This window comes from Mesorhizobium sp. P3_A2, from assembly GCF_056403115.1.
The window spans coordinates 269869-288309 of the sequence record NZ_JBFUGC010000008.1 but is presented as its reverse complement, the minus strand read 5'-3'; the positions used below and the strand labels follow the sequence as shown (position 1 = coordinate 288309).

Here is an 18441-nt window from a genome sequence, read left to right as displayed (position 1 = left end):
GGCTTCGGGCCGGCCCCTAATCGATTGAAGCAATCGCCAGCCTTTTTGTCAGACTAAATGACGTTTCCAAAACGATTTTCTGGCTTTGACGCGGTGCAAAAAGAGCATTAGAAACCGGCTGTCTGAAGTCATACATGAAGGCGGCAACGCCGCATTCCATCGCGGCTCCGGACTTCGAACTGGGGCAGCCATGAGCAAATCACCAGCCACCCGAACCGCCAGACGTGAACGGCCGCTCTCGCCGCATCTGACGATCTACCGCCCGCCGATCACCATGACGATGTCGATCATTCATCGCATCACCGGCGGGGCGCTGTATTTCGGCACGCTCCTGGTTGCGGCCTGGCTGATGGCGGCGGCGAGTTCGCAAGCGACTTTCGATTGGGTCAACTGGGCCTTCGGCACCTGGCTCGGCCGTCTCATTCTGTTTGGCTACACCTGGGCGCTGATGCACCATATGCTGGGTGGCGTGCGCCATCTCGTCTGGGACACCGGCGCCGGGCTCGAGAAACACACGGCATCCAAGATCGCTTGGACGACGCTCGCCGGCTCGGTTGCGCTCACGCTGCTGATCTGGGTCGCCGGCTATGTGGCGCGGGGAGCCCTGTGATGAGCGGCAGCAACAACGACATGCGCACGCCGCTGGCGAAAGTCCGTGGTCTCGGCTCGTCCCACGAGGGGACAGAGCATTTCTGGCGCCAGCGGCTGACGGCGCTCGCCAACATTCCACTGACACTGTTCTTCGTCGGCTTCCTCATCGCGCTCAACGGCGCCGGCTATACCGAGGTGCGGGCAGCGCTCGCCAATCCGTTCGTGGCGCTGGTGATGATCCTTTTCCTGATCTCCGGGCTCTACCATATGCGGCTCGGCATGCAGGTGATCATCGAGGACTATGTCATCAGCGAAGGCCTGAAGCTGCTGACGATCGCGCTCAGCACATTTTTCACAATAGCGGTCGGCGTCGCCTCGATCTTCGCCCTGCTCAAGCTCGCATTCGGAGGCTGAGTTGGCCAAGGACGCAAAATCAGCCAACCCGGCTTACACCTATGTCGACCACAAATTCGATGTCGTGATCGTCGGCGCCGGCGGCGCCGGCTTGCGCGCTACGCTCGGCATGGCCGAGCAAGGCCTGCGCACCGCCTGCATCACCAAAGTCTTCCCGACACGCTCGCACACGGTGGCGGCGCAAGGCGGCATCGCCGCGTCGCTGTCCAATATGGGTCCGGATTCCTGGCAGTGGCACATGTACGACACCGTCAAGGGGTCGGACTGGCTGGGCGATGTCGACGCCATGGAATATATGGTGCGCGAAGCGCCGGCCGCGGTCTATGAGCTCGAGCATTACGGCGTGCCGTTCTCGCGCACCGAAGAGGGCAAGATCTACCAGCGGCCGTTCGGCGGCCATATGATGAACTATGGCGACGGCCCGCCCGTGCAGCGCACCTGTGCCGCCGCCGACCGCACCGGCCACGCCATCCTGCACACGCTCTACGGCCAGTCGCTGAAGAACAACGCACAGTTCTTCATCGAGTATTTCGCGCTCGACCTGATCATGGAGCCGGACGGCACCTGCACCGGCGTCGTCGCCTGGAATCTCGACGACGGCACCATTCACCGCTTCTCGGCCAAGATGGTGGTGCTGGCGACCGGCGGCTACGGCCGCGCCTATTTCTCCGCGACCTCGGCGCATACCTGCACCGGCGACGGTGGTGGTATGGCCGCACGCGCCGGCTTCCCGCTGCAGGACATGGAATTCGTGCAGTTCCACCCGACCGGCATCTACGGCGCCGGCTGCCTGATCACCGAAGGCGCGCGCGGCGAGGGCGGCTATCTCGTCAATTCCGAGGGCGAGCGCTTCATGGAGCGCTATGCGCCGTCGGCCAAGGACCTTGCCTCGCGCGACGTCGTCTCGCGATGCATGACGCTGGAGATCCGCGAAGGCCGCGGCGTCGGCAAGAAGAAGGACCACATCTTCCTGCATCTCGACCATCTCGATCCGGCCGTGCTGCATGAGCGGCTGCCGGGCATTTCGGAATCGGCCAAGATCTTTGCCGGCGTCGACCTGACTAAGGAGCCGATCCCGGTGCTGCCGACGGTGCACTACAATATGGGCGGCGTGCCGACCAATTACTGGGGCGAGGTGCTGAACCCGACGGCCGAGAATCCCGATCGGGTGTCGCCCGGGCTGATGGCGGTGGGCGAGGCCGGCTGCGCCTCGGTGCATGGCGCCAACCGGCTGGGTTCGAACTCGCTGATCGATCTGGTGGTGTTCGGCCGCGCCGCGGCGATCCGTGCCGGCCAGGTCATCGACCGCAATTCGGCGATCCCCGCGCCCAATGAAGCCTCGGTCGAAAGGATCATGGACCGCTTCGACCGGCTGCGTCATGCCAACGGCTCGACGCCGACCGCCGTGCTGCGTGAAAAGATGCAGAAGGCGATGCAGGAAGACGCCGCCGTGTTCCGCACCCAGGAATCGCTGGAGAACGGCTGCAAGCGCATTTCGCAGATCTGGACCGAGCTCAAGGACATCAAGGTCTTCGACCGTTCGATGATCTGGAACTCGGACCTTGTCGAGACGCTGGAGTTGGAAAACCTGATGGCCAATGCCATCACCACGGTCTACGGCGCCGAAGCCCGCAAGGAGAGCCGTGGCGCCCATGCGCGCGAGGATTTCTCGGCCCGCGACGACGTCACCTGGCGCAAACATACGCTGGCCCACCTCAGCGAGGACGGCAAGGTGAGCCTAAGCTACCGCCCCGTGCACACCGAGCCGCTGCTGGCCGAGAAGGACGGCGGCATCAGCCTCACCAAGATCGCGCCCAAGGCCAGGGTGTATTGACCATGGCGCTGGCGGCCTCGGGATATTCGGGCACGCCGCTTCCGGCCAAGCTTGGCCTGAAGGACGGGATGGTCGCGGCATTCATCGCGCTGCCCGACGATCTCAGCGATCTCACGGAGGCCGTCGATTTCGCCCTAGTCGACCGGCTGGGCGACTGGTCGGCGATTTCGGGAACGTCCCTGAAATACGATGCCGTCCACGCCTTCGCCCGGCAGCGTGTTGAGATCGAGGATCGCCTCGGCGATGTCGAAGCCGCGATCAAGCGTAACGGCATGGTCTGGGTATCCTGGCCGAAGAAGGCATCGAAAGTGCCGACCGATATCACCGAAGGCGTCGTTCGCACTGAGGCGCTGAAGCGCGATCTGGTCGACGTCAAGGTTGCTGCCGTCAATGAAATCTGGTCCGGGCTGAAGCTCGTCATCCGAAAGGACCTGAGGTAATGGTCGAACTCACGCTCCCCAAGAATTCGAAGATCCAACCGGGCAAGACCTGGCCGAAGCCGGAGGGCGCCACCAATCTCAGGGAATATCGCATCTACCGCTGGTCGCCGGACGATGACGAGAACCCGCGTATCGACACCTATTTCGTCGACATGGACGATTGCGGGCCGATGGTGCTCGACGCGCTGCTCTACATCAAGAACAAGATCGACCCGACGCTGGCCTTGCGTCGCTCCTGCCGCGAAGGCATTTGCGGTTCCTGCGCCATGAACATCGACGGCTCCAACACGCTCGCCTGCACCAAGGGCTGCGACGACATTTCCGGCGCCGTCAAAGTCTATCCGCTGCCGCATATGCAGGTGGTCAAGGATTTGGTGCCCGACCTCACCAATTTCTACGCCCAGCATGCTTCTATCCAGCCCTGGCTGAAGACGGTGTCGCCGGAGCCGGCCAAGGAATGGCTGCAGAGCCATGAGGACCGCGAGAAGCTCGACGGGCTCTACGAGTGCATCCTGTGCGCCTGCTGCTCGACCTCGTGCCCGAGCTATTGGTGGAATGGCGACCGCTATCTCGGCCCGGCAACGCTGCTGCAGGCCTATCGCTGGCTGATCGATTCCCGCGACGAGGCCAAGGGCGAACGGCTCGACAATCTGGAAGACCCGTTCCGGCTCTATCGCTGCCACACCATCATGAACTGTGCGCAGACCTGCCCCAAGGGCCTCAACCCGGCCAAAGCGATCGCCGAGATCAAGAAGATGATGGTCGAGCGGCGGGTATAGCGAGCCGATCATTATGACAGATACCGAATTGCCCGTTCTTTCTCCCGTCGAAGCTCGTGTGCTCGGCTGCCTGATCGAGAAGAAGGAGCTGACGCCTGACGTCTACCCGCTGACGCTGAATGCGGCTCTTGCCGCCGCCAACCAGAAGACGGCGCGCGAGCCTGTGATGGCGCTGGAGCAGACGGAGGTGCACCGCGGGCTGAAGCTGCTCGAGCAGAAGGGGCTGGTGCGGCAGATGTTCGGCTCGCGCGTCGAGCGCTACGAGCATCAGATGGCGCAGCGTTTCTCACTGACCACGCCGCAGACCGCGTTGGTCGGTCTGCTCCTGTTGCGCGGACCACAGACGGCGCATGAGCTGTTGGCGCGAGCCGAGCGCATGGCGCGTTTTTCGTCGATCGAGGATCTGCGGGCCGAACTCGACATGCTGATCGGCCGTAGGCCGCCGCTGATCCAGGAAATTCCGCGTGGGCCGGGCCAGCGCGAGGACCGTTTTGTGCATCTGCTCGCTGGAGCGGTGGATGTTGCTGCGTTGTCGGCGCAGCGGAGCGCGCATGTCATGCCTGCTTCCGATCTGGAAGCGAGGGTGGAATCGCTCGAACAGGAAGTGGCAGCACTCCGCGCCCGGCTTGATGCGTTGGGAGCGTAAGGCTTGCTTGTAGAGGTTTGCGCCGCCCCTCATTGTCCTGCCGGACATTTCTCCCCGTATAGTGACGGGGAGAAAGGGGCAGCTTAAGTGCCGGTGCTCTTCCGGCAACGGTGGAGATTGGCGATGCCGGCTGCGACAGCCTCCCTCTCCCCGTCACTATACGGGGAGAGGATGCCGGCAGGCAGGTGAGGGGCAGCGCCGGCTCTTGCTACGAGGTGGTATATCTCACCCCAATTTCGCGTCGAGCGACACCTTGATGGCGCCGAGCGCCTTCGACACCGGGCACTCTGCCTTGGCCTTCTCGGCCAATTCCTTGAACTTCGCGCCATCGATGCCCGGCACCTTGCCGACCAAAGTGATGGCGCTGCCGGTGATGCCGGTGCCGGGCACCAGCGTCACCACCGCCTTGGCGTCGAGTTCGGTGGCCGGCGTGCCGTTCTCGGCCAGGAAATGCGACAGCTGCATGGCGTAGCAGCCGGCATGCGCGGCGGCGATCAACTCTTCGGGATTGGTGCCGGATTTGCCGCTCTCGTCCTCGAAACGAGCCTTGAACGAATAGGGCGTGCCCTTCAAGGCGCCGCTCTGCGTGTCGAGCGTGCCGTTGCCCTCTTTCAGATTGCCTTTCCAGACGGCGTTTGCGGTACGGTCCATAAAATCCTCCTTGATTGCAGCGATAGCGCCGGCCTGGCGGCGTTCCCTTCAACTATAGCGCGGCGGCAGGGGAAGGCCACCGCGCTGTTTTGGCGTGACTGCGGCGCCGCCGAGCCCTGCCGAATCTTTTTGAAAAAATCTGCGTGCAAAAATGTCGACTTGCATCTGCGCCGACCGTCCTGCGGGCGGCCACGGATTCTCGTGGCGGATGGAGGTACCCATGAACAATCTGTTTTCTGCCCATTGGAACGGCCCCAGCGAAAGGCCGCGAAACATCGACTGCTCGCGACCCTCCGGCTTCGGCCGGCTGCTTTTGGCGATCGCCATCATCGGTCTTGCGGTCTGCGTGCTCGACCACGTCTCCGCCGGCAAGGCTGCAACCGGCACGCTGATGATCGCTTACGGCGACACCGGGATCGCCTATGGTTCGTCCGAGCAAGGGAGCTGGAAATGAAATATGTCTGTCTGGTCTATGGTGAGGAAAAAGACCTCCATGCCATGACGCCGCAGCGTCTGGCTAAGCTCGACGCCGATTCGATGGCCTATGACCGGTCACTGGATCAGCAAGGCAAGCTGATCATCGCGCAGGCGCTGCAATCGGTGAAGACGTCGAAGACGGTCCGGCGCCGCCAGGGCAAGCGGCTGATCACCGACGGCCCCTTCGCCGAAACCAAGGAGCAGTTGCTCGGTTTCGTCATGATCGAGGCCGATAATCTCGACGCGGCGCTGGAGATCGCCGGCGAGATTCCTCTGGCCGAAATCGGCACCATCGAGGTCAGGGCGATCTACGACGTGCCGGGGTCATAGAGTCGCACATCGACGGGCTCATGCAGGCCGGCGGATCATATCCGCCGCCTTCTCGGCGATCATCACCACCGGCGAAGCGGTGTTGCCAGAGACGATGCGCGGCATGATCGAGGCGTCGATGACGCGCAGGCTCTCGACGCCGGCGACGCGCAGGTCCGGGCTGACGACGGCGCGGTCGTCGACGCCCATCCGGCAAGTGCCGACCGGATGGAAGATCGTCGTCGCGATCGAGCCGATCTGGTGCAGCAGATCATCGTCGGACTGGTGCGCGAGACCGGGCAGGATCTCTTCCGGATGGAAGGCTTCAAGCGCCTTGGCGGTCATTATCGAGCGCGCTTGGCGTACCGAGCGCAATGCGATCTCGCGGTCGCGCACCGTGGACAGATAATTCAGCCGGATCTCCGGCTGCACGGCTAGTTCGCGCGTCGTGGCGTGCACCGAGCCGACGCTGTCGGGGCGCAGATTGCAGACCGACATGGTGATCGCCGGGAACGGGTGCAGCGGGTCGCCCAGCCGGTCCGTCGACAGCGGCTGGACATGGTATTCCAGGTCCGGCGTCGCCATCGACGGATCGGATTTGCTGAACATGCCGAACTGGCTCGGCGCCATCGACATCGGGCCCGAGCGCGCAAAGGCATATTGCAGCGCGATGCGCGCCTTGCCGCTCAGGCTGTTGGCAAGCGTGTTAAGCGTCAGCGCCGACGACACTTTGTAGACGGTGCGGATCTGCAGGTGGTCCTGCAGGTTTTCGCCGACATCGAAGCTGGCGTGAACCACATCGATGCCCAATGCGGCGAGGCGGTCCGGCTGGCCGACACCGGAAAGCTCGAGCAGCTTCGGCGTGTTGATCGAGCCTGCCGTCAGCAGCACCTCACTTCCGGCCTTTGCCTCTATGGCTTCGCCGCCCACGAGGTAGCGGACTCCGGTCGCCCGTTTGCCGTCAAACAGCACCTTCTCGACATGCGCGTTGACAACCAGCCGAAGATTGGGCCGCCGCAGCGCCGGGCGCAAAAATGCCTTGGCGGTGTTCCAGCGCACGCCCTTGCTCTGGTTCACTTCGAAGAAGCCGGACCCTTCATTGTCGCCGTCATTAAAGTCCTCGCGCGGCATGATGCCGAATTCCTTCGCGGCTTCCTGCACCGTGTTGAGGATCGGCCAGGACAGGCGTTGCCGCGCGACTTTCCATTCGCCGCCGGCGCCATGCAGCTTCGTCTTGCCGCCATGATGGTCCTCGGATTTGAGGAAATAGGGCAGCACATCGTCCCAGCCCCAGCCGACATTGCCCATCTGCCGCCAGCCATCATAGTCCGCCGCCTGGCCGCGCATGTAGATCATGCCGTTGACCGAGGTGCAGCCACCCAGCACCTTGCCCCGGGGATAGACCAGCGAGCGGCCGTTCAGGCCGGCTTCGGGTGCTGTCTTCATCATCCAGTCGGTGCGCGGATTGCCGATGCAATAGAGATAGCCGACGGGGATATGCACCCAGTGGTAGTTGTCGCTGCCGCCGGCTTCGAGCAGCAGCACGCGTGTGCCCGGGTCTTCGCTCAGGCGATTGGCCAGCACGCAGCCGGCGGTGCCTGCACCGACGATGATGTAGTCGTAGTCGCCATCGAGCCGTTGGGTCATTGCGGTGTTCTACTCGGTCCTGCGGCCTGTTCGGCCCAGAACGATCGCAGCGTATCGGCGAGGCCGCAATAGGCGCGATAACGCCTGTTGTATTGATCTCGCATCGGCGGTCCGAACGATCGGCGGCGCGAGGCCCGGGACCTCGGAGTGTGGAAGCTTGAGGGAAACGGCTGTGTTTCTTAACCAGCCGCAATTCTTGCGTGTTGAAGCAACGTCGGAGTTCTCTTATCGTCGCCGGGATTTTCGGGGGAATTTTCGACATGCCTTTCCTGATTGCTCTTCTCGGCGCGCTGGGAGCGGCTGCGTTCTGGTGGTACCGCATGAAGGCCATGAACGACGCCGCGCGCGAGGTGGCCGACGTCGTCGGGCGCGTCCAGGGCAACATCCGCCGCAAGAAGCTGCGCAAGCAGGCGGCGCTGTCGCCGCTGACGGCGATCGACGACCCGGTCGTGGCGGCGGCAACGCTGATCACTGCCATGGCTGCGGAGCACGGCCCGATCCTGCCGAAGCGCGAAACCGTCATCCGTGAGGTGATTTCGCAGATCGCCGAGAACCAGAAGAAAACCGATGAGGCCGTCGTCTACGCCAAGTGGGCCTCGGCGCAGATCGACGACACGACCATCGTCATCGACAAGCTGGCGCCCTTCCTGCGCGAGCGCCTCGATCCGCACGAGCGGGAAGATCTGCTGCAGATGCTGAACCGCGTCGCGCAAGGCGGCGAGCAGAAGTTCAAGGTCGCCGATCAGCGCATGCTGCGGCTGAGGCAGAAGCTGGGTTTCGAGGTCAATTGAGAAACAGCTGGGGCGCATGTCATTCTGGATAGCGAGCGCGGTAGCATCGGTTGCCGCCTACCTCATCGGCTCTACGCCTGCGGGCTATCTGGCGGGGAAACTGGTTAAGGGCATCGATATCCGTGAGCACGGCTCCAAGTCTACCGGCGCGACAAATGTATTGCGCACACTTGGAAAGTGGCCCGCATTGGTGGTGCTTCTGGTGGATGTGCTGAAAGGCGCGGCAGCGGTCGTCTTTGCCCGCTGGTTTTGTTCCTGGCTTTTCACAACCATGCCGCCGGCACCGTGTGATATGCCCGCTTGGGCTCCTTGGGCTGTATGCTTGGCCGGACTTGCGGTTTTGCTGGGGCATAGCCGTTCGATCTGGCTGAATTTCACCGGCGGCAAATCGGCTGCGGCGGGGCTGGGCGTTTTGCTGGCGATATCCTGGCCTGTGGGTTTAGGCGCCGCGACGATATTTGGCATCGTGTTGGCAGTTTCCCGAATTGTCTCCCTGAGTTCTATGCTGGCGGCGCTCACCGCGATCGCTCTGGTCTGCGGTATGGAACAGCCGTTGCCCTACCGGTTGCTGGTCATTGCCGGTGGCATCTACGTGATCGCGCGCCATCGCCCCAACATTGCGCGGCTTATGTCAGGAGCCGAGCCGCGCCTGGGGCAAAGTGGCACTCATACCCGGCCTAAATCGCCTCACCCTTGAGCAGCCTTGGGGTGTCGCCCGACAGCCCCGACGCCTGGCGGATGAAGAACTCTTTCAGCCGGGGCATGCGCTCGACGAGGCCAAGGCCGATGTCGCGAAGCTGGCGCAGCGGGCCGATGTCGTTGGAGAACAGCCGGTTCAGCACGTCGGTGGTGACGCCCATCTGCACGGTGTCGAAGCGGCGCCATTGCTGGTAGCGCTCGAGTACGTCGAGCGCACCGATGTCCTGCCCCAGGCGATCGGCCTCGACAATCACTTCGGCCAGCGCCGCCACATCCTTGAAGCCGAGATTGAGCCCCTGGCCGGCGATCGGGTGGATGCCGTGGGCGGCGTCGCCGGCAAGCGCGATGCGGGGGGCGACGAAAGCGCGCGCGATGGTCAGGCCGAGCGGCCAGGCGCGCGGCTTGTCGGTGACGCGGATCTCGCCGAGCTTGAGGCCGAAGCGCAATTCCAGCTCATGCTCGAAGACGAGGTCGTCGCCCGAAACCAGTTTCTCGGCATCCTCGGAGCGTTCGACCCAGACCAGCGATGAGCGGTTGGTGCCGTCCTCGGTCGGCTTCAGCGGCAAAGTGGCAAACGGGCCGGCGGGCAGGAAATGCTCCTCGGCGCGGCCATTGTGTGGGCGCTCATGCGCCACCGTGCAGACGATGCCGGACTGGCCGTATTCCCATCTCACCGTCTTGATGCCGGCCATGTCGCGCAATTTCGAATTGACGCCGTCGGCGGCGACCAGCAGGCGCGCCTTCAGTGTCGCGCCGTCGGCCAGATGCACGGTGACGCCCGCGCCGTTCGTGTCGAAGGCGCTGACCGCGACACCTTCGATGATATCGATGCCAAGCTTTTGCGCGCGGCTGCGCAAGGCGCCGTTCAGATCGCGGTTGGCGACCATGTGGGCGAACGGTTCGCCCGGCGCGACCTCGCCGTCGAAGGTGAGGAACACCGGGCGCACCGGATCGGCGGTGCGCGAATCGGTGACGATCATTTCGGTGATGGCTTGCGAGTGGCCGACGATTTCCTGCCAGACGCCGAGCTGGTCGAGCATGCGGCAGGCGGCGGCGGCGATCGCCGAGGCGCGGCTGTCCTGCTGCCAGACGCCGGCAGGGGCTGCATCGACGACGGCGACCGCCAGGTTCGGCCGCGCCTGTTTCAGCGACACGCCCGCGGCGAGGCCGACATAGCCGGCGCCGGCGATCAGCACGTCGAGCGAGTTTTTTGCGTCCGTCTTGCGGCCTGCCATGTCAATTCCTTTCGAAGCCGTGACCGTCCTGCCTCCACGGGGACATTGCGGCCTTGACTGCCCGCCATTCCTGTCGGAAACCGCCATAGCATCTTAAGGCGAGGTCACGAAGCATGACAGCGGCCATGGACGAGCTTCTCAGCATTCTCGACCTCGAGCAGCTGGAACACAATCTGTACCGTGGTCGCAGCCCCAAGCTCGACTGGCAGCGCGTCTTCGGCGGCCAGACCATCGCCCAGGCGCTGGTCGCCGCGCAGCGCACGGTCGAGCCCGAGCGTCATGTGCATTCGCTGCACGGCTATTTCATGCGGCCGGGCGACACCAAGGTGCCGATCGTCTACGAGGTCGACCGCATCCGGGACGGCGGCTCCTTCACCACGCGCCGCGTGGTGGCGATCCAGCATGGCCAGGCGATCTTTTCGCTGGAAGCCTCGTTCCAGCAGGATGAGGTCGGGCTTGAGCATCAACTGCCGATGCCGCGCGACGTGCCGGCGCCCGACAGCCTGTTGTCGCAGCGCGAATTGCTGGGTAAATTCGGCGAGGCGGTGCCGGAAGGCATCAGGCGCTACTGGGAGCGCGACCGGCCGATCGAGATGAAGCCGGTGATGCTGAAACACTACACCAGCCGCGAAAAGCTGGAGCCGCAGCAGAACATCTGGATCCGCACCACCGGCCCGGTGCCGGCCGACCGCGGCATACAGGCTGCGGTGCTTGCCTACCTCTCCGACATGACGTTGCTGGACACCTCGACCTTTGCGCACGGCCGCGCCATTTTCGACCGCGACATCCAGGCGGCGAGCCTCGACCACGCCATGTGGTTCCACCGCAGCCATCCGCTCGACGACTGGATCCTGTACACGCAGGACAGCCCGTCGACGCAAGGGTCGCGCGGCTTCACCCGCGGCTCGCTGTTTGCCCGTGACGGCACGCTGATCGCTTCGGTTGCCCAGGAAGGCCTGATCCGCCTGAAGCGCCCGCCTGCCGAATAGGCATTTTCTGAAAATTGCCTATTTTTTAATCAGTGACTGTCCGATGACAATGTGCACCGCGCTGCTGCGGCCCGGGCAATCCGTTTGTTTACAATGAGTTAACGCACTGCTTCGGCAACTGGCACGGAGCTTGAATCCTGTCGGGCACTCTCCGGGCTCTTTGGGATCGGTGAAGGTGTGCAAACGCGGGGGACCGCAACAGCAAAGGGTGAAACCTTATGAAAATCGTGATGGCAATCATCAAGCCGTTCAAGCTCGACGAGGTGCGCGAAGCGCTCACCGCCGTCGGCATCCAGGGCCTGACCGTCACCGAAGTCAAAGGCTACGGGCGTCAGAAGGGACACACGGAAATCTATCGCGGTGCGGAATACGCGGTCAGTTTCCTGCCGAAAATCAAGATCGAAGTCGCGGTCAGCACCGACCTGGTCGACAAGGCCGTCGAAGCCATCACGGCGGCGGCCAAGACCGGCCAGATCGGCGACGGCAAGATCTTCGTCTTCGGCATCGATCAGGCGGTGCGCATCCGTACCGGCGAAACAGACACCGACGCGCTCTGAGCGGCGAACACGTATTCCAATGGAGAGTTCAATGAATATTCCTTCCACCTTGAAGACGACGGGACGCGCGGCCGCACTCGGCTCGCTCGCTCTCGCAGCATGGGGCAGCGTCGCCGCCTTCGCGCAGGAAGCAGCCCCCGCGGCCGCTGCTGCCCCGGCGGCGCCGACGCCCGTGCTCGATACCGGCAACACCGCCTGGATGCTGACTTCGACAGCGCTGGTGCTGATGATGACCATTCCCGGCCTCGCCCTGTTCTACGGCGGCATGGTGCGCAAGAAGAACGTGCTCGCCACCGTCATGCAGAGCTTCGCCATCACCTGCCTGGTGACGATCCTGTGGTTCATGTTCGGCTATTCGCTGGCCTTCTCCACCAATGATTCGGCGAGCTTGAACAGCTTTATCGGCGGCGCCTCGAAATTCTTCCACCATGGCATCACCACCTCGTCGCTGTGGTTGCCCGGCGTGGCGAACATTCCCGAGTTCGTCTTCTCGATGTTCCAGATGACCTTCGCCATCATTACCCCGGCACTGATCGCCGGCGCCTTCGCCGAACGCATGAAATTCTCGGCGCTGCTGATCTTCATGGCGCTGTGGCTGCTGGTCGTCTACGTGCCGGTCGCGCATTGGGTCTGGGGTGGCGGCTTCCTCGGTACGGCTGGCGTGCTCGACTTCGCCGGCGGCACGGTCGTCCACATCAACGCAGGTGTCGCGGGCCTGATCTGCGCCCTGGTTCTCGGCAAGCGCGAAGGCTACGGCACCGTCAACATGGCGCCGCACAACCTGGTCTATTCGGTGATCGGCGCTTCGCTGCTGTGGGTCGGCTGGTTCGGCTTCAACGCCGGTTCGGAACTGGCGGCTGACGGCCTTGCCGGTGCTGCCATGCTCAACACCCAGGTTGCCACCGCCGCGGCGGCGCTGGCCTGGATGTTTGCCGAATGGATCGTTGCCAAGAAGCCTTCCGTGCTCGGCATCATCTCGGGTGCGGTTGCCGGCCTCGTCGCGGTGACGCCGGCTTCCGGCTTCGTCAACCCGACCGGCGCCTTCATCGTCGGCATCGTCGCCGGCGTGCTCTGCTACATCTCGGCGGTCAAGGTGAAGCACATGTTCGGCTATGACGACTCGCTCGACGCCTTCGGCGTGCATGGCATCGGCGGCATCATCGGTGCGCTGCTCACCGGCGTCCTCGCCGATCCGGCAATCAACAGCCTGTCGTCGGGCGCCTCGCTCGGCAAGCAGGTCTACGGCGTTGCCGTCACCATCGTGTGGACGGCCATTGCTACCTTCGTGATCCTCTACATCGTCAAGGCACTGGTCGGCCTGCGGCCCAGCACCCAGGAAGAAGTCGAGGGCCTCGACGTCACCCAGCATGGCGAGGTGGTTCCGTAAGGCCACCTGCCAACGGGACCGGCGGAACCCTCCTCCCGCCGGTCCCCTTTTCCGGTTATGCAACTCCTGGGAAAGCCGCTGAACACTTTTCCTGGAGTTGCCTGGAGAAATCCCGTCGTGACGCTCCCGAAAAGGGCTCACGCCTTGAGGCCCGGTTCATTCCGGGCCTCTTTTTTTTGCAAACTGTTGCGGCGGGCCGGGACTCACCATTGTCGGCCGCATCCCCCGCGCGGGGGATGCAGGCGCCGGACCGGTGTGACACCTCGTGGAAGATCGCGAGATTCGCGACCTCACTCGAATCTCACCATGAAAAAAGCCTATGAGAAGCCGACGCTGTCAAAGCGTGAAAAACTGTCCCGTGTCACCGCTGGCATCCCTTTATCGCAGCAGGCATGAGGCGAAACGGCCGTGGCGCGCTCTGTTCAAGATCGTTGCCCACGTCCTTATAGTTAATGCGGCCTTAACCTTCCCCCCGATAGTCTGACGTTCGAATCTGCCGGAGTGCGTCATGCGCCCGGCCAGGCAAAAACAGACGGGGAAGAGCATGCGTTCAGGGGCTTCAGCACCGCTCGCGCTGACCGATACGGGGCACGGCATCCAGGCATTCGCGCGGCGCCAGGTCGGACGGCTGGTGGGCGCCGGCCTGTTTGTGCTGGTCGCCTCTGGGGTTGCGGCGCTGGCCACCTGGAACGTTGCCGACCCGAGCTTTTCGCACGCAACCGACAACATCGTCACCAACGCCATGGGCTATGCCGGCGCGGTGTTCTCCGACCTCGCCATGCAGTTCTTCGGCCTTGCCGCGGTTGCCGCGCTGGTGCCGGCGGTGATCTGGGGCTTCCTCCTGTTTTCGGCGCGTGGCGTCGACAGGCTGCCGAAGCGCGGCCTCGCCTGGTTCGGCTTCGCGCTGCTTGCAGCAGCGATGGCCGGCTGCGTGGTGCCCCCCAAGACCTGGCCGCTGCCGACCGGCCTCGGCGGCGTGTTCGGCGACATGGTGCTCAACATCCCGGGCCTGCTCATTGGCGGCTACCCGACCGGCCTCGTTGCCAGCATCATTGCGATACTGCTCATCGCGCCGGCGCTGTGGCTGTTTGCCTATGGCTCGGCGCTGATTGCGCGCAAGAACGGCTTTGCCGTCATGGAGCGCACTGCCGAGCCCGATCCCCGAGAGGACGACCTGCTCTTCGACGAAGACGAGGACGAGGGCGACGAAGGCATATTGGCGCTCGGCGCAATTACGCACTGGTGGCTCTCCTTCCGTGCCTGGATGCACCGCCGGGCTGTGCGCCGCCAGCAGGAGCGCGACGAGTACGAACCGGAGATGGAGCAGCGCTCCACCGCATGGCGCCGTGCCGCTGAACGGGTCGAATCGGCCGAGTTCGCCGAAGCGCGGATGAGCCCGGATGGGCGCGCCCGCGTCGAGCCGGAATTCTTCGCCGCCATGGTCAATGATCGCAGCGTTTCCGTCGATCCGGACGATGACGACGTCCTCGATGCCGGGTTCGACAATGGTGACGAAGAGGTCGATCTCGACGACGAACCGGTCCAGCGCCGTGCCGCGCCGAATGCCAAGGTGCAGAACTTCCGCTCCGATGCTGCGACCCGTGTTGCAGCACCTGCGCCGCGTCCCGCTCCTGGCGCCCGCGTCCAGCGCGAGGCGCAGACCTCGCTGATCGGCTCGGAAACGTTCGAAATGCCGTCGCTGCATTTCCTGTCCGAACCGAAGAATGTGGTGCGCGACGCCAGCCTCTCCAAGGACGCGCTGGAGCAGAATGCGCGCCTGCTCGAAGGCGTGCTGGAAGATTTCGGCGTCAAGGGCGAGATCGTCGCAGTGCGCCCCGGCCCGGTGGTCACGCTCTATGAGCTGGAACCGGCGCCCGGCATCAAATCGTCGCGCGTCATCGGCCTGTCCGACGACATCGCCCGCTCGATGAGCGCCATTGCCTGCCGCGTCGCGGTGGTGCCCGGCCGCAACGCCATCGGCATCGAACTGCCGAATGCCAAGCGCGAGACCGTCTATCTCAGGGAGATCATGGCCAGCCGCGATTTCGAAACGACCAAGGCCAAGCTGGCGCTGGCGCTGGGCAAGACCATCAATGGCGAGGCGGTCATCGTCGACATCGCCAAGATGCCGCACGTGCTGGTTGCCGGCACCACCGGCTCCGGCAAGTCGGTCGCCATCAACACCATGATCCTGTCGCTGCTCTACCGGCTGACGCCGCAGGACTGCCGGCTGATCATGATCGATCCGAAGATGCTCGAACTCTCGGTCTATGACGGCATCCCGCACCTTTTGACGCCGGTCGTCACCGATCCGAAGAAGGCGGTGGTGGCGCTGAAATGGACCGTGCGCGAGATGGAAGACCGCTACCGCAAGATGTCCAAGGTCGGCGTGCGCAACATCGACGGCTTCAACGCCCGCGTGCAACTGGCCGAGAAGAAGGGCGAAAAAATCTCGCGCACCGTGCAGACCGGCTTCGACCGCCAGACCGGCGAGGCGATCTACGAAACCGAGAATCTCGACCTCGAGCCGATGCCTTACATCGTCGTCATCATCGACGAGATGGCCGATTTGATGATGGTCGCCGGCAAGGATATCGAGGGCGCGGTGCAGCGCCTGGCGCAGATGGCGCGCGCCGCCGGCATCCATGTCATCATGGCCACCCAGCGCCCGTCCGTCGACGTCATCACCGGCACCATCAAGGCCAATTTCCCGACCCGCATCTCCTTCCAGGTGACGTCGAAGATCGACAGCCGCACCATTCTGGGCGAGCAGGGCGCCGAGCAGCTGCTGGGCATGGGCGACATGCTCTACATGGCCGGCGGCGGCCGCATCCAGCGCGTGCACGGCCCGTTCGTTTCCGATGATGAGGTCGAGAGGATCGTCGCGCATCTGAAGCTGCAGGGCGTGCCCGAATATCTCGACGCCATCACCGAAGATGACGGCGAAGACGATGACGACGAGCCGTCAGGCAAGGGCGGTGGCGGCGGTGGCGGCAATTTCGAGGATTCCGACGATCCCTACGACCAGGCGGTGGCCGTGGTGCTGCGCGACGGCAAGGCCTCGACCAGCTACATCCAGCGCCGGCTCGGCATCGGCTACAACCGCGCGGCGTCGATCATCGAGAAGATGGAGAAGGAAGGCATTGTCGGCCCGGCCAACCATGCCGGCAAACGCGAGATCCTGGTGCCGACGGAGGACGACAAGTTCTGATTGGCCAAATACCGCCTGGCGGCAACCTTTGAACCTTCTGGTGCGTTACAGCGACTGAGCGCTGTCCGGTCCGCCAAACTTAAGTCTAACTGGGGGTCCACGGACTGCAACGAGACACACACCACACGAGAGTGACCGGCATGAAAAACGACCTCAGCGATTTCGCTCCAAACCGCCGCCAGCTGCTCGGCCTTGGCCTGGTTCTTGCCGGCGCCGCGGCCGTCAATGTCATGCCGGGGTTCCAGCTTCTGGCCTCTGCGCAGGCGGCGGTGCCGCCGACGGCGCAAAAGATCGCCGACCACTTCTCCTCGGTCAAGTCGATGTCCGGCGAGTTCGTCCAGTTCGGCCCCAACAACCAGCAGACCGGCGGCAAGTTCTTCCTCGAGCGGCCGGGCAAGATCCGCTTCAACTATGACGGCAAGTCGAACTTCCGGGTGATTTCCGACGGCAAGTCGGTGGCCATCCTAAACAAGCGGCTGAACACGTCCGATCTCTATCCGTTGTCGAAGACGCCGCTGAAGCTGCTGCTCGACAACCGGATCGACCTCTCCGGCGGGCGCGTCAAATCGATCAAGGAAGAGAGCGACCTCACCACCATCCAGCTCGCCGACAAGTCGGTGTTCGGCAATTCGAAGATCACCATGATGTTCGATCCGAAATCCTACGACCTGCGCCAGTGGACCATCACCGACGCGCAGGGCAAGGACACCACGGTGATGATCTACAACACCAAGGAAGGCGTCAGCTTCCCGCCGGACACCTTTGCCATCGACTATACGGCGAACCGCGAACTGAACACCAAGACGAGATAGCGTTCTGCCGCTGCGGGCATCCTCCTGCGCCGTTGGCGGTTAACGCCTGCTTGTTTTTAGATCGTGTGGCTGGCAGTAGTTCCAGGACCAAATTCATAGGCACAATGTCCTGTCGGGCTGTCCCGGCAGGATTTTCGCTGCCTCGGACCGGACTCCTGCATGCCCTTTTCCATCGCCACCTGGAACATCAACTCCGTGCGTCTGCGCATGCCGATCGTCGAGCGGCTGCTCGCCGAGCAGGCGCCGGACGTGCTCTGCCTGCAGGAGACGAAGGTTCCCGACGAGCTGTTTCCGGAAAAAGCCTTCCGCAAGGCGGGCTACGAGCACATCGCCTTCCACGGCCAGAAGGGCTATCACGGCGTGGCCACGGTGGCGCGGCGGCCGATCGAGATGGTCGAAAAGCGGCGCTTCTGTGAGATCGACGACAGTCGGCATTTGTCGGTCAAAGTGCAGGCCGGCGGCAAGGCGATCCTCATCCACAATTTCTATGTGCCGGCCGGCGGCGACGAGCCCGATCCCGAGATCAACCGCAAATTCCGCCACAAGCTCGACTTCGTCGCCGAGATGAACGCCATCCGCGCTGAACATAGCGAGGCGTCGGCCGCGATCCTGGTCGGCGACCTCAACATCGCGCCGCTGGAGCACGATGTCTGGTCGCACAAGCAATTGCTCAACGTCGTCAGCCACACACCGGTCGAGACCGAAAATTTCGAGGCGATGCGGATCGCCGGCGACTGGGTCGACCTGATGCGGCTCAACGTGCCGCCAGAGGAAAAGCTCTACACCTGGTGGAGCTACCGGGCGCAGGACTGGGAAGCGTCGAACCGCGGCCGCCGGCTCGATCATGTCTGGTCGTCGCCGAACCTTGTGCGTGATTTTGCCGGCTACGAAATCCTGCGCGCCGCACGCGGCTGGGACCGGCCGTCGGACCATGTACCGGTGATTGCACGGTTCGACTTGGATTAGTCACGC

At 63.7% G+C, this 18441-nt stretch carries 19 protein-coding genes; 16 read left to right on the top strand and 3 right to left on the bottom strand.

Features of this window, described 5'->3' with window-relative positions:
* The first annotated feature begins 190 nt into the window (after nucleotides 1-190).
* From sdhC to AC1DXM_RS20115, 6 genes are read left to right on the top strand one after another with little or no spacing between them, the layout of a single operon-like run.
* Nucleotides 191-610: a succinate dehydrogenase, cytochrome b556 subunit gene (sdhC, locus tag AC1DXM_RS20140; protein ID WP_477235507.1), complete on the top strand. Its 420-nt coding sequence runs from the start codon at nucleotides 191-193 to the stop codon at nucleotides 608-610.
* Complete coding sequence (gene sdhD, locus AC1DXM_RS20135; protein ID WP_477235505.1) at nucleotides 610-1005, top strand: succinate dehydrogenase, hydrophobic membrane anchor protein; 396 nt, start codon at nucleotides 610-612, stop codon at nucleotides 1003-1005. The genes sdhC and sdhD overlap by 1 nt, the downstream gene beginning before the upstream one ends.
* A 1-nt stretch (nucleotide 1006) precedes the next feature.
* Nucleotides 1007-2839: a succinate dehydrogenase flavoprotein subunit gene (gene sdhA / locus AC1DXM_RS20130; protein ID WP_477235503.1), complete on the top strand. Its 1833-nt coding sequence runs from the start codon at nucleotides 1007-1009 to the stop codon at nucleotides 2837-2839.
* Nucleotides 2840-2841: 2 nt separating this feature from the next.
* On the top strand, nucleotides 2842-3279 hold the full coding sequence (locus AC1DXM_RS20125; RefSeq protein WP_477235501.1) for a DUF3052 family protein: 438 nt from the start codon (nucleotides 2842-2844) through the stop codon (nucleotides 3277-3279).
* Entirely contained in the window at nucleotides 3279-4058 is a 780-nt protein-coding gene (locus AC1DXM_RS20120; RefSeq protein WP_477235499.1) for a succinate dehydrogenase iron-sulfur subunit, read from the top strand. The genes AC1DXM_RS20125 and AC1DXM_RS20120 overlap by 1 nt, the downstream gene beginning before the upstream one ends.
* Nucleotides 4059-4071: 13 nt before the next feature.
* Nucleotides 4072-4704, top strand: a complete 633-nt coding sequence (locus tag AC1DXM_RS20115; RefSeq protein ID WP_477235497.1) for a YceH family protein — start codon at nucleotides 4072-4074, stop codon at nucleotides 4702-4704.
* Between the two features lie 225 nt (nucleotides 4705-4929).
* Here the strand turns inward: AC1DXM_RS20115 and AC1DXM_RS20110 are convergent, their stop codons facing one another.
* Nucleotides 4930-5355, bottom strand: a complete 426-nt coding sequence (locus AC1DXM_RS20110) for an OsmC family protein (RefSeq protein WP_477235495.1) — start codon at nucleotides 5353-5355, stop codon at nucleotides 4930-4932.
* 220 nt (nucleotides 5356-5575) lie between these two features.
* Here AC1DXM_RS20110 and AC1DXM_RS20105 point away from each other — a divergent pair, with 220 nt between their 5' ends.
* A complete protein-coding gene (locus tag AC1DXM_RS20105) occupies nucleotides 5576-5809 on the top strand; it encodes a hypothetical protein (protein WP_477235493.1) in 234 nt (77 codons plus the stop codon).
* A complete protein-coding gene (locus AC1DXM_RS20100; RefSeq protein ID WP_192254723.1) occupies nucleotides 5806-6162 on the top strand; it encodes a YciI family protein in 357 nt (118 codons plus the stop codon). Before AC1DXM_RS20105 ends, AC1DXM_RS20100 begins: the two co-directional genes overlap by 4 nt.
* 18 nt (nucleotides 6163-6180) lie before the next feature.
* Here the strand turns inward: AC1DXM_RS20100 and AC1DXM_RS20095 are convergent, their stop codons facing one another.
* Nucleotides 6181-7788: a GMC family oxidoreductase gene (locus AC1DXM_RS20095; protein ID WP_477235491.1), complete on the bottom strand. Its 1608-nt coding sequence runs from the start codon at nucleotides 7786-7788 to the stop codon at nucleotides 6181-6183.
* Between the two features lie 260 nt (nucleotides 7789-8048).
* Between AC1DXM_RS20095 and AC1DXM_RS20090 the strand changes: the two genes are divergently transcribed.
* Entirely contained in the window at nucleotides 8049-8579 is a 531-nt protein-coding gene (locus tag AC1DXM_RS20090) for a hypothetical protein (protein WP_477235489.1), read from the top strand.
* A 16-nt stretch (nucleotides 8580-8595) separates the two neighbouring features.
* On the top strand, nucleotides 8596-9276 hold the full coding sequence (gene plsY, locus AC1DXM_RS20085) for a glycerol-3-phosphate 1-O-acyltransferase PlsY (RefSeq protein ID WP_477235487.1): 681 nt from the start codon (nucleotides 8596-8598) through the stop codon (nucleotides 9274-9276).
* On the opposite strand, the gene AC1DXM_RS20080 is transcribed toward plsY, so the two are convergent.
* Complete coding sequence (locus AC1DXM_RS20080) at nucleotides 9257-10513, bottom strand: ubiquinone biosynthesis hydroxylase (RefSeq protein ID WP_477235485.1); 1257 nt, start codon at nucleotides 10511-10513, stop codon at nucleotides 9257-9259. The two genes, plsY and AC1DXM_RS20080, sit on opposite strands and share 20 nt — an antisense overlap.
* Nucleotides 10514-10626: 113 nt before the next feature.
* Between AC1DXM_RS20080 and tesB the strand changes: the two genes are divergently transcribed.
* From tesB to AC1DXM_RS20050, 6 genes are all read left to right on the top strand, one after another.
* Complete coding sequence (gene tesB, locus AC1DXM_RS20075; protein WP_192254745.1) at nucleotides 10627-11502, top strand: acyl-CoA thioesterase II; 876 nt, start codon at nucleotides 10627-10629, stop codon at nucleotides 11500-11502.
* A 218-nt stretch (nucleotides 11503-11720) separates the two neighbouring features.
* The gene (locus AC1DXM_RS20070) at nucleotides 11721-12059 is read left to right on the top strand and encodes a P-II family nitrogen regulator (RefSeq protein ID WP_023670499.1); all 339 of its coding nucleotides are present in this window, start codon (nucleotides 11721-11723) and stop codon (nucleotides 12057-12059) included.
* A gap of 31 nt (nucleotides 12060-12090) precedes the next feature.
* Nucleotides 12091-13446 carry an ammonium transporter gene (locus AC1DXM_RS20065; protein ID WP_477235482.1) on the top strand — a complete coding sequence of 452 codons (1356 nt, stop codon included), beginning with the start codon at nucleotides 12091-12093 and terminating at the stop codon, nucleotides 13444-13446.
* A gap of 544 nt (nucleotides 13447-13990) precedes the next feature.
* On the top strand, nucleotides 13991-16657 hold the full coding sequence (locus AC1DXM_RS20060; protein ID WP_477235480.1) for a DNA translocase FtsK: 2667 nt from the start codon (nucleotides 13991-13993) through the stop codon (nucleotides 16655-16657).
* A 140-nt stretch (nucleotides 16658-16797) separates the two neighbouring features.
* Nucleotides 16798-17469 carry an outer-membrane lipoprotein carrier protein LolA gene (locus tag AC1DXM_RS20055; RefSeq protein WP_477235478.1) on the top strand — a complete coding sequence of 224 codons (672 nt, stop codon included), beginning with the start codon at nucleotides 16798-16800 and terminating at the stop codon, nucleotides 17467-17469.
* Nucleotides 17470-17628: 159 nt separating this feature from the next.
* Nucleotides 17629-18435, top strand: coding sequence for an exodeoxyribonuclease III (locus tag AC1DXM_RS20050; RefSeq protein WP_477235476.1), 807 nt, complete (start codon nucleotides 17629-17631; stop codon nucleotides 18433-18435).
* Nucleotides 18436-18441 lie beyond the last annotated feature (6 nt).

Bases quoted from the DNA above. Each gene is read 5' to 3' on its own strand.
- AC1DXM_RS20060 (WP_477235480.1), top strand. From the start codon at position 13,991: ATGCGTTCAGGGGCTTCAGCACCGCTCGCGCTGACCGATACGGGGCAC.
- AC1DXM_RS20080 (WP_477235485.1), bottom strand. From the start codon at position 10,513: ATGGCAGGCCGCAAGACGGACGCAAAAAACTCGCTCGACGTGCTGATC.
- AC1DXM_RS20120 (WP_477235499.1), top strand. From the start codon at position 3,279: ATGGTCGAACTCACGCTCCCCAAGAATTCGAAGATCCAACCGGGCAAG.
- AC1DXM_RS20100 (WP_192254723.1), top strand. From the start codon at position 5,806: ATGAAATATGTCTGTCTGGTCTATGGTGAGGAAAAAGACCTCCATGCC.
- sdhC (WP_477235507.1), top strand. From the start codon at position 191: ATGAGCAAATCACCAGCCACCCGAACCGCCAGACGTGAACGGCCGCTC.
- AC1DXM_RS20055 (WP_477235478.1), top strand. From the start codon at position 16,798: ATGAAAAACGACCTCAGCGATTTCGCTCCAAACCGCCGCCAGCTGCTC.
- tesB (WP_192254745.1), top strand. From the start codon at position 10,627: ATGACAGCGGCCATGGACGAGCTTCTCAGCATTCTCGACCTCGAGCAG.
- AC1DXM_RS20115 (WP_477235497.1), top strand. From the start codon at position 4,072: ATGACAGATACCGAATTGCCCGTTCTTTCTCCCGTCGAAGCTCGTGTG.
- AC1DXM_RS20050 (WP_477235476.1), top strand. From the start codon at position 17,629: ATGCCCTTTTCCATCGCCACCTGGAACATCAACTCCGTGCGTCTGCGC.
- AC1DXM_RS20095 (WP_477235491.1), bottom strand. From the start codon at position 7,788: ATGACCCAACGGCTCGATGGCGACTACGACTACATCATCGTCGGTGCA.
- plsY (WP_477235487.1), top strand. From the start codon at position 8,596: ATGTCATTCTGGATAGCGAGCGCGGTAGCATCGGTTGCCGCCTACCTC.
- AC1DXM_RS20070 (WP_023670499.1), top strand. From the start codon at position 11,721: ATGAAAATCGTGATGGCAATCATCAAGCCGTTCAAGCTCGACGAGGTG.
- AC1DXM_RS20110 (WP_477235495.1), bottom strand. From the start codon at position 5,355: ATGGACCGTACCGCAAACGCCGTCTGGAAAGGCAATCTGAAAGAGGGC.
- AC1DXM_RS20125 (WP_477235501.1), top strand. From the start codon at position 2,842: ATGGCGCTGGCGGCCTCGGGATATTCGGGCACGCCGCTTCCGGCCAAG.
- AC1DXM_RS20090 (WP_477235489.1), top strand. From the start codon at position 8,049: ATGCCTTTCCTGATTGCTCTTCTCGGCGCGCTGGGAGCGGCTGCGTTC.
- sdhD (WP_477235505.1), top strand. From the start codon at position 610: ATGAGCGGCAGCAACAACGACATGCGCACGCCGCTGGCGAAAGTCCGT.
- AC1DXM_RS20105 (WP_477235493.1), top strand. From the start codon at position 5,576: ATGAACAATCTGTTTTCTGCCCATTGGAACGGCCCCAGCGAAAGGCCG.
- AC1DXM_RS20065 (WP_477235482.1), top strand. From the start codon at position 12,091: ATGAATATTCCTTCCACCTTGAAGACGACGGGACGCGCGGCCGCACTC.